Origin of the sequence: Sporomusa sp. GT1, from assembly GCF_014634905.1 — a bacterium.
Classification (GTDB): domain Bacteria; phylum Bacillota; class Negativicutes; order Sporomusales; family Sporomusaceae; genus Sporomusa; species Sporomusa sphaeroides.
The window spans coordinates 17,979-27,880 of sequence record NZ_BMBX01000038.1 but is presented as its reverse complement, the minus strand read 5'-3'; the positions used below and the strand labels follow the sequence as shown (position 1 = coordinate 27,880).

The 9,902-nt window shown below is 43.2% G+C and carries 10 protein-coding genes; all 10 read left to right on the top strand.

The window, feature by feature from the left end; all coding sequences use genetic code 11:
• Window positions 1–692: 692 nt before the first annotated feature.
• The 10 genes from GT1_RS20785 to GT1_RS20740 all read left to right on the top strand — a co-directional run bounded on the left by GT1_RS20785 (window position 693) and on the right by GT1_RS20740 (window position 9,721).
• On the top strand, window positions 693–1,163 hold the full coding sequence (locus GT1_RS20785) for a V4R domain-containing protein (protein ID WP_188400314.1): 471 nt from the start codon (window positions 693–695) through the stop codon (window positions 1,161–1,163).
• Between the two features lie 177 nt (window positions 1,164–1,340).
• Entirely contained in the window at window positions 1,341–1,796 is a 456-nt protein-coding gene (locus GT1_RS20780) for a hypothetical protein (RefSeq protein ID WP_188400313.1), read from the top strand.
• A 271-nt stretch (window positions 1,797–2,067) separates the two neighbouring features.
• Window positions 2,068–2,664 carry a LysE family translocator gene (locus GT1_RS20775; protein WP_188400312.1) on the top strand — a complete coding sequence of 199 codons (597 nt, stop codon included), beginning with the start codon at window positions 2,068–2,070 and terminating at the stop codon, window positions 2,662–2,664.
• 4 nt (window positions 2,665–2,668) lie between these two features.
• Window positions 2,669–3,445, top strand: coding sequence for an AraC family transcriptional regulator (locus GT1_RS20770; RefSeq protein WP_188400311.1), 777 nt, complete (start codon window positions 2,669–2,671; stop codon window positions 3,443–3,445).
• 66 nt (window positions 3,446–3,511) lie between these two features.
• Complete coding sequence (locus GT1_RS20765; RefSeq protein WP_188400310.1) at window positions 3,512–4,234, top strand: sulfite exporter TauE/SafE family protein; 723 nt, start codon at window positions 3,512–3,514, stop codon at window positions 4,232–4,234.
• Window positions 4,235–4,287: 53 nt separating this feature from the next.
• Window positions 4,288–4,818, top strand: a complete 531-nt coding sequence (locus GT1_RS20760; RefSeq protein ID WP_223226411.1) for a GNAT family N-acetyltransferase — start codon at window positions 4,288–4,290, stop codon at window positions 4,816–4,818.
• 263 nt (window positions 4,819–5,081) lie between these two features.
• Window positions 5,082–5,954, top strand: coding sequence for an alpha/beta fold hydrolase (locus GT1_RS20755; RefSeq protein ID WP_188400309.1), 873 nt, complete (start codon window positions 5,082–5,084; stop codon window positions 5,952–5,954).
• Window positions 5,955–6,415: 461 nt separating this feature from the next.
• Window positions 6,416–7,360, top strand: coding sequence for a tripartite tricarboxylate transporter substrate binding protein (locus GT1_RS20750; RefSeq protein WP_188400308.1), 945 nt, complete (start codon window positions 6,416–6,418; stop codon window positions 7,358–7,360).
• 191 nt (window positions 7,361–7,551) lie between these two features.
• Window positions 7,552–8,823, top strand: a complete 1,272-nt coding sequence (locus GT1_RS20745; protein ID WP_188400307.1) for a 4Fe-4S dicluster domain-containing protein — start codon at window positions 7,552–7,554, stop codon at window positions 8,821–8,823.
• Between the two features lie 4 nt (window positions 8,824–8,827).
• Window positions 8,828–9,721 (top strand): radical SAM protein, encoded by an 894-nt coding sequence (locus GT1_RS20740; protein ID WP_188400306.1) that lies wholly within the window; start codon window positions 8,828–8,830, stop codon window positions 9,719–9,721.
• The last annotated feature ends 181 nt before the right edge of the window (window positions 9,722–9,902 follow it).

The window sequence follows — 9,902 nt, the reverse complement described above, 5'->3', positions numbered from 1 at the left end:
TTCCCCGATACAGTACCGGGAAAAGATGGCTGCATAGTTGTTTTTTTATCGTTGTCTACTTGACAGGGGGAACTCCATAGTGCGAATTTCGGGGTATCTTTTTATTATGTAACATAACACTTCTCTTTTCAATGCCCACTATAATCATATTTGTTCTTGGATACGTTGTCGGTAGAATCAACAGGAAAGTAGGGAAATTTAATTCTACCGTCTGTATAATCTGGAGTCTTTTTGATTATATCAGGCAACAAAAAAGCCGGGACAGGATGGCTATCCTGCATCGATTGACCCGGACGGAAAGAGGGACTAGAACCAAGAAATGGAGAGACGGTCATTGACATAAGGTGGTGAGCCAGTATACGCCGGAGATAGGGTATAAATTCGAATGCTGGTATAACTTGGACGGTATGTTTTTATGAGAGTGGTCTAATTGAAACATAGTATCAGCAATGATAAGCTATTTTTAACAAAAAATCCCTCTAATGCTTTAATACTTGGACTGACTGTCGGTTCTACAGCCGGTTAGACCGGGAGGGATTTTCTATCAATACAGTTGATAAGTTGGAAACGGTTATTTTCTCTGCATTAGCAAGACCGTTGGTGAAATTGCCGCACCGTACTTCAGGATATGACATGATGAAAGGACGATTTCAATAAGAAAATATCAGTTTAATTGGAATTTACTTGGTAATATGAACGACAGACCGAATTTAGGAACACAGGTTGAACTGGAGACATACCGGCTGATGCAGTTTACCCTGCGAGATGTGTTGGAGAGAGACTATGGTACGGAGAACACAGATGCTATTTTTTTTAAAGCCGGCAAACTGGCCGGAACTGAATTTTATCAGCAATATATTTACCCGGTAACTTCTATTGATGAATTTATCAGTAAAACGCAAAGCATTCTGAAGGAAAAACGTATAGGTATTTTAAAAATTGAGGAAGCTCTGCTTGAACAAGGCAGGGTTGTGCTGACAATTGATGAGGATATAGATTGTTCCGGTCTCTCAGAGCTAGACTATGAAACGTGCATTTATGACGAGGGCTTTATTTCGGCTCTATTTGAAAGTTGTACCCAAAAATCATGGCGGGCAAAAGAAATTGATTGCTGGTGCACAGGAGCAAGGACTTGCCGTTTCCTGGTTACGGAAGTCAAGTAATCTCCGAGATAAGGTCAACGATTTCTATGGTAATCAGACTGAGGATCAGGTGCTGGTCGAAATCAGCAAGGTGTTGAACAAACAGTTGCAGCATCCGATATGTTGGGCCGGTATGGCGGGCGAAGAATGTTTGGCCGTGTTTTTTGGTACGAGAGTTGATAGCGGAAGGAGAAAACAGTGAGAAACTGGATACCAAAATCGGAAGCATTAAAAAAAGCAGAGGTATCTGCTTTTGACGCGAAACGCTATTTGTCTAGCCTTTCGCAGTTTGTTCCCTCTGATTGCGCCCTGATGCAAGGCGGCGCAGTTTCGTGGCGTGTGCCGGAGATTTTAAGAAATTTCAAAAAGATGGAGGAAAGCGGATTATCATTAGAACAGATCGAACAGACAATTGCCAGCCATCTTGCCCTGGGCGGACAGCCTGGTGCCGGGCCTGCAGTTAAGCCGGAACATCCTTCTGTAATAATTGAGGTAAACAAGCTGTTGCCTTTGCTGCTTTTAATACAGCAGGTGATGGAAAACCAGGAGAATATGGATAGTGAAATTGTAAAGCTGGTTCAGTTGATTGAGGAAAAATTGATGGAGCTGCAATTCCGCATTGATAAATTGGAACAAACGGCAGACTTGAAGTAATGCCAGCAGGGAAAGGGCTTTTAGTTGCAATTCTTAAGTTCTGATCTTCGAAAGAAGCAAGGCTGCTGGGACTCCAACGGACTACCAGCACTATTCAAGAGAATATAGCATACATATAAGAAGGAAAACGGCTCATCCATTTTGGCTCAAAGATGGATGAGCCGTTATATTAATTACTTGCCGGGCTGATGCAGCCTTGCAATAATATACTATCTCATCAACTTTACTTGATATATAATTCATGATATTAACTTTCGGAGGAGCTTATATCATGAACATTACATCTTTTTTACTATACTGCGTTATTGTAACCTTTACACCTGGACCTACCAATATTGTTATATTGTCTACGGTGCAGGGATTTGGAATAAAAAAAGCTATGGAATATTCGTATGGAGCAACCATTGCCTTTGGGACCCTACTTACCATCTCCGCCATATTAAATACCATGCTTGTGGCCGTAATACCGAAACTATTGATTGTGATGCAGATAATAGGAACTCTTTATATTTTGTATTTGGCATATCAGATATATAAAATGGACACATCAGGGTCAATTGAAAAACAAGTTGCAACATTTAGGTCGGGATTTATCATGCAGTTTGTCAATCCCAAGGTAGTGTTATTTGCCATGACGGTAATTCCCGGTTTTGTTATGCCATACTACACTGAACCCTATTTATTAGCAATATTTGTTGCGATTATCACTGCTATTGGCTTTTTAGCATTTGTCACCTGGGTGCTTTTCGGGGCGATTTTCAAGGAAATCTTGCTGAAATATCAAAAACTGGTTAATGTAAGTATGGCACTTTTTCTGATATATTCTGCTATAATGGGCTCAGGATTGGTTGAGCTTATTGAGAGGTGAGGACGTGGAGCGATTCATATATAAAAAATCATCAGATATTACTGCACTATCAGCTAGCTTTACAGATTTCACATATAAAAAGCATTGTCATGAGGAATACGCTTTAGGTGTAACCCTGCGCGGCATTCAAGAGTATAATTTAGATGGCAGTTTCCATGCCTCATATGAGAATGGTGTTATGCTCTTTAATCCTGAACAGGTGCATGATGGTAGAGCACATGATAGTTCGGGTCTTGATTATGTTATGCTATATATTGAGCCGAAACTGTTTTTGGATATACTAGGCAAAAAGGATATGGTTCGGTTTGCGTCCCCGGTCGTCTATAGTCAGGTTCTTAGGAATAGTATCCTAAATCTTTCAAATGCAATTCAGAGTGAAGATGATGAAGCCTTGTGCAGTGAACTGCTCCTATCTCTCATAGATACCATTAATCCAACTAATATCTTTACAGATTATAAAAGAGATAATAAGCTGGTTAACAAAGCAAAAGAAATGATTTATTCTAAATTAGAAGGTGTAATGAGCCTTGATGAAATATGCAAAGAAGTTGCTTTGTCAAAATTTCAGTTTATCAGGTTGTTTAAAGCTAATACCGGAACTTCACCATATCAGTATTTTATCTTTTGTAGAGTAAATCGTGCCAAGCAGTTACTAGAAAAAAGCAAGGATATTTATTCAGTTGTAGCAGAATGTGGATTTGTTGATCTATCTCACTTAAATAAGTATTTCAAAAGAATCTATGGAATAACAGCGTTTGAATATAAGTCGCATTTGAATTAGAATAACAGCGAACAATGCCAAAGAAGTACAAGATAGTCATCCCGGAACTTGGAGGAAGAGAAATTCATGGATTATATCATTATTTTTTTGATTATCTGCTTTGCTTCATTTATACAGTCAATAACGGGATTTGGGTTTGCGGCAGTAAGCGCCCCCTTGCTGCTGTTGTATATAAATCCTAATTATGTTGTGGGATTAACGGTTTTTGGCGCTTTAGTATCTAATTTTTGGGTTATGTATAAAACAAAAGGCAAATCAGACCCCAAGCTTGTATGGCCGATGTTTGCTGCCAGTCTTGTTGGCATTTTGCCAGGGGTATACTTGCTTACGATAGTAGATGCGGCTGTCCTTAAATTATATATTGGCATTCTGGTTTTGCTTATGGCGGCATTTATGGCAGGCAATTATGTAATTAAAGTTAAAAGGATAAAGCTTGCAGCCATTTTGGTTGGAATTGTAAGCGGTTTTCTGGGAGGGTCAACAAGTCTCAACGGCCCCCCTGTTGCTTTATTTTTTATGAATCAACAGCAGGAAAAAGAAACTTTGCGCACAAATATAGTACATTACTTTTGCCTTGCCAATATTGCAACACTTATCATCATGTATTTAATGAAAACATTAGACCTCAATGCCTTTAGAGAGAGTATTTACGTTGTTCCGGCAGTTTTACTCGGGGCATGGCTGGGAGAAAAGGTTTTTGTAAAAATTAGTAAGAGTGTTTTTCGCAAGGTTTCGCTAACGATTATCTTTTTGTGTGGTGTAATTAGTATTATTAATGGGATAACATAAAGTTTCAAAAATTCGAGAAAGAAGCCGGTTAACATGTAGAATCCAAATTTATTGTGAAAGGAACTGAAAGAATGATCAGGGAAGCAACCGAAAAAGATTTAATGGACATTCTGGAAATTTATAATGATGCTATACTAAACACCACTGCTGTCTATGACTATCAGGCTCATACGCTGGCAGACCGGACACAATGGTATGAACAGAAGAAGCAGGCTGGCTATCCGTTGTTAGTATTTGAGCAACATGGTAAAGTGGCTGCATTTGCTACCTTTGGCCCCTTTAGACCCTGGCCGGCATATAAATACACCATAGAACATTCGGTATATGTGCATGAGAACTATAGAAAAGAGGGGCTTGCAACAAGATTAATGCAGGAGCTAATAAAAATTGCCAATGAAAGAGAATACGCAACACTTGTTGCCGGAATTGATGCAGCAAATGGAAGCAGCATAAAAATGCATGAGAAGCTGGGCTTTACATTTTCGGGTGTAATTAAAAAAGCAGGTTTTAAATTTGATAAATGGCTGGATCTTGCTTTCTATCAATTGGAATTGAAAGGACCCCAAGCACCTGTAGAAGGCTAGAGGAAGCAAGGGGACGTTCATTTTGCTTCTTTGATTTTTACTCCCCCCATTGAGTATTTTCTTTTCATTAAGGAATACGTTGACAGGACTTGTACCATATTACTATGTGGCGGCATTAAGCCAGGGAGTCGAGAGTCGGCTTCCTGGTTTTTATGTTACGATGATTGCTGATAATTTTTTCGTTGCGGTGTTAGCCCCTTTACATGAATGCCCATTTACTGGTGAACCTAAGTATGGGACTGTTATAGCGATGGAGGCTTACTATGCGAAGTTTGGTGAATATAGGAAACAAGGATATTGAAGTTATGATTACCGGCGAAGGGCAATGTATATGTATTTTACCTGGGATGGCTTCTTCAATGGATGAGTGGGAGATAGTAGTCAATGGCTTAGCTAAACAAGCAAAAGTCATAGTATTTCATCGGGCAGGGTGTGGTAAAAGCGAACTAGGCGAAGAAAAAAAGAATACGAATTCCACGGTGAATGATCTATATAAACTGCTTGGCAACTTAGATATCCATGATCCTGTCATTTTAGTCGGACACTCATATGGCGGCTTATGTGTGCAGCATTTTGCCATCAGTCATCCTGATTATGTAAGTGCCGCTGTTTTAGTAGAAGCCAACTCCACAGACATGCATCTGCTGAATGACGCCATAGGCAGTAATCAAAATAAACACATGATTGAGATGTGGCGGCTCTGGTCTAAAATGGAACCGGAGCAGATTAAAAGTAAACTTTCTTCTCAATCGGTACCTGATCTCACTAATTTTTCTGTCGAGGCCAGAGAGCGAATATTGCAGTTTAAAATCAATCCTAAGATGTATCAGGCGATGGCTGAAGAAATGGAGGAACTGGAGAATTCTGCACAAGCCATTCGAGTTGCAGGTAGTTTTCCGCAGATTCCTTTAACTGTGATAGGACGAGACCCGGATTATTCAGTCCGGTTGCTCACCGCACAAGGCATGCCGGAGCAGTTGGCTAAAAAGATTGAAGACGTTTGGCAGGAATTAATCACAAAGCAATTGGATTTATCGAAAAATAGCAAATATATTGAAGCGGAACAATCAGGACATGGTGTCCATATAGATAGACCGGATATTATTATTAATGCGGTATTATCCGTGATCTCTTGAGTTTTGCCGGCCAGTACGATGATTAGAAGGCAGGGGAGAGTGGTGCTGTCTTGTTTTTCAATAATCCTTTCTTGAGGACATAAGCACCTTCCCCAGTCCCTCTGTCAATTGGCATTGAGAGGACTCAAAGCGCCTGTAGTAGAAAGATAGTTCAAAAAGAGAAGCAAAATGAGCGTCCCTTTGCTTCTTGCTTCTCCCCCTGCTTCTTTTTTAATAATAAATTACCGCAAGCAGGAATATAATGTAAGTTGCCGTATTCTGTAATTATCAAAATTTTACATATTGGAGGGGATTATGATGTGAAAACGATTAACTGCTATTACTTTGCCTTCCGCTTGCTCTGATGAATATTGAATTATGATGCAGAAAGGAGAGAGCTTAGTCCAATGGATTTCAAACGAAAATTACTTATTTTCATTGCCGGCCTGTTAGTCTTAACAATTATTTGGGGAGGTTATTTTATGAATAATAAAGAAGTTATGACAGTAAAATATCCGGATAAACCAATAACGATAATTGTGCCATTTGCGGCTGGAGGAAGCTCCGATATATTAGCTCGAACAATGGAAAAATACGCGCAAAAACACCTGGGACAACCCTTGGTAGTTATTAATGCTCCTGGTGGAGCTGCTACAATCGGGATGAATCAGATAGCCAGTGCACCTGCAGATGGGTATACAATAGGGGTTATCGGTCCAAGCGTGATTTTACAACCTTTATATGGACAAACCAAATATCATTATACTACGGCGCTGGAGCCGTTAGCACAAGCTGTATCTATGCCAGGATTTGTGGCTGTTTCCTCTCAAAGTCCATGGCATAATTTAAATGAATTAATAGACTATGCTAAGCAGCATCCCAATGAAATAAAATTTGGACATGCTGGTTTAGGAACTGCACTGCATATCACAGCTGAGATGTTTGCAAAAGAGGCTGGAATTAATATGGCACAAGTTCCATTTAAAGGAGATTCAGAGGTTCTAACCGCGCTGCTGGGTGAACACATTCAAGTTGTTTTTGTAGCTTCGGCCACTTCGCTAAAAGAACATGTCCGAAATGGTACAGTTAGAGTCTTGGGAGTTGCCGAGGATCAACGGTCAACTATACCCGAGTTTGAAAATGTACCTACATTTAAAGAGCAAGGAATAAATCTGGCGTTTAATTTTTGGCAAGGAATCGTAGCTCCTAAAGGGCTCTCTCCTGAGAAAAAAGAAAAATTGGCAGCTGGATTAAAAGAAATTATCAACGAACCTGAATTCAAAGAAAGAGTGAAGAGCCTCGGCATGGAAATGAAATATCAGGACTCAGATCAATTTAGGGATCAGTGGATAGCAGACAACACTAAGCTTTCGAAAACTGTAAAAGAAACTGGCATAGTTGATTTGATCTTAAATCAAAAAAGATAGCGTCAGCAAAGCCCCCGGCACACGCCAGGGGCTTTGCTAACGCTCATAGCTTGGCCTTGCTTTAACACCAAGCACGATAATTTCGCCTTACAGCACCGGTTTTCCGATGCTAATTTCGGGTGGATTTGGTATAATAGCAATACTATGTATGAATTCGGCCAAAGGTATTTGAATGGCGGGAGGACTAAGCTTTGGGGCATATAGTGAATCAGGAACGCGAGTACCGGCTGCTGCAGCAGCGGCTGGACCAGAATATCACCGGCGCACCGTATTCGCCGGTATTTATCCGCATACTCCAGCTGTTATTTTCACCGGCAGAGGCGGCTATCGCCAGAAAAATTCCACTGCGGCCGGTCGCAATAGCGGCGCTGGCGCGTAAGACCGGCCTTGAGCCGGAGGACTTGCGGGAGAAGCTGCTCATTATGGCGGAAAAAGGGCTGGTATTTGATTTCGAATATAAAGGCCAGTGTCATGTGGTGCTGGCCCCGGTAGTGATTGGCTTCTTTGAATTTGTCTATATGCGCAGCCGTGATAACCTTGATCTGCGGGAGCTGGCAGAACTGTTTGAAGAATATATGTTCCGGGATGACCGTTTTGCCCGCGACGTTTTTCGGGAGACCACCCAACTGGGGCGTACTCTGGTCAGAGAAGAGGCTTTGGATGATTACTCGGAAGTGCTTGACTGGGAAAAGGCCAGCCATGTTATTACAACCGCCGAAACTGTAGGGATATCGCTTTGCGCCTGCCGTCACAAAGCCGGTCATTTGGACAAGGCCTGCGCAGCGCCGTTAAGGACCTGCCTGACTTTTGGCAATAGTGCCCGGATACTGATAAACAAGGGGATGGCTGAAGCGGCAACTGTCGGTGAAGCCATGCAGGTGCTGGAACAGTGCAAGCAGGCAGGGTTAGCGCAGATTGCCGATAATGTACAGCACGCGGTGGGGTTTATGTGTAATTGCTGCGGCTGCTGCTGCGGCATGTTCCAGGCTGTCAGGACCTTTAATATCCGGACAGCCATTGTGACCTCCAACTGGGCAGCCCGCATAGAAGGCTCACGCTGTACCGGCTGCGGCCTGTGTGTTAAGGCCTGTCCGGTGGAAGCCATTACTGTTGACAGCGCCAGCGGGGCTGAGCGGTCCAGGGCGGTGTGCGAGCCGGAGCTGTGCCTGGGCTGCGGGGTATGCTATACGGCCTGTAAGCTTGGCTGTATCAGTATGGCCAGCCGCGACCGGCGGGTGATGGTGCCGGAAACAACCTTTGACCGTATGGTGACGATGGCCATCGAACGGGGAAAGCTGAGCAATTTCCTGTTCGATGATCCCTCACGGTTAAGTCACCGGGCGTTAGGCCGTATTGCTGCAGTTATTGAAAAATCAGCTCCGGTCAAAGCACTGATGGCAGTCAAGCCCATTCGTTCGGCTTTTCTTACCGCCATTGCTGCCGGGGCCAACATAAAGAGGTGATACTTTGTATTTTGATAATGCCGAAGGGCCGGTATTCCGGCCGCCCAGTGAAGCACACAGCTTTATTTTGCGGGTGACTGTCGGTTGCTCGCACAATGCCTGTACGTATTGCAATATGTACAAGTCGGTGCAATTCCGCACCCGGCCAATGAATGAAATTATGGACCAGATTCATGCCGCCAAGCCATATGCCATGCACATCCGGCGGATATTCCTGGCAGACGGCAATGCGCTGGTTTTGGCAACAGACAAGTTATTAGCCATACTTGACGCGCTGGCCCGAACCTTTCCGCGTTTGCAGCGGGTGGCATGCTACGCAGGCCCCAGAGATATGCTGCAGAAGACTCCGGCAGAATTGGCGGCTTTGAAAGCTGCCGGGCTTAAGCTGGTTTACTATGGCCTGGAGTCCGGTGATGATGTGGTGTTGAGCAGGGTAAATAAAGGGGTAACGGCGGCCGAATCCATTGAGGCCGGTCAACGCATTGTGGCTGCCGGCATCAAATTGTCGGTTATGATTATTGCCGGCCTTGGCGGCAAAGAACATTCGGCCCGGCATGCCGCGAATACGGCCCGGGTGGTAAATGCCATCAGGCCCCAGATGCTGAGCGCTTTAACGCTGATGCTGTACCGGGGCAGTGAATTGCTGGAGCAGTTTGAATCCGGCCGGTTTGCGCCGCTGTCGCCGGCTGAAATTATGGGGGAACTCTATGAACTGGTGAGTGGCATTGACTTGCCACCAGCCGAGCATTGCTTGTTTCGCAGCAATCATATTTCCAACCATATTGCCCTGGCAGCCACCTTGCCGAAAGATAAGGACAGGCTGCTTGACGACATTGCCGCAGCCCGGAAGGAACTGGCTGCTGTGACTGACTGGGATCCGTATAATAATGTTGAGTGAATCCGGGGCTGCCGCACTGACTATATGAGTGCGGCAGCCCCTTATGTTTGCTTGGTATTTTGTTTACATAATGTTAATTATGGATGTTGCTGCAATATTAACTGTATGTTGTGATTTTTATAATATTTGAGAAAATATTTACTTTTTACCAGCTACTGGACAAAGTGTAGACAATGCCGCA

Bases quoted from the DNA above. Each gene is read 5' to 3' on its own strand.
- GT1_RS20785 (WP_188400314.1), top strand. From the start codon at position 693: ATGAACGACAGACCGAATTTAGGAACACAGGTTGAACTGGAGACATAC.
- GT1_RS20775 (WP_188400312.1), top strand. From the start codon at position 2,068: ATGAACATTACATCTTTTTTACTATACTGCGTTATTGTAACCTTTACA.
- GT1_RS20765 (WP_188400310.1), top strand. From the start codon at position 3,512: ATGGATTATATCATTATTTTTTTGATTATCTGCTTTGCTTCATTTATA.
- GT1_RS20755 (WP_188400309.1), top strand. From the start codon at position 5,082: ATGCGAAGTTTGGTGAATATAGGAAACAAGGATATTGAAGTTATGATT.
- GT1_RS20750 (WP_188400308.1), top strand. From the start codon at position 6,416: ATGAATAATAAAGAAGTTATGACAGTAAAATATCCGGATAAACCAATA.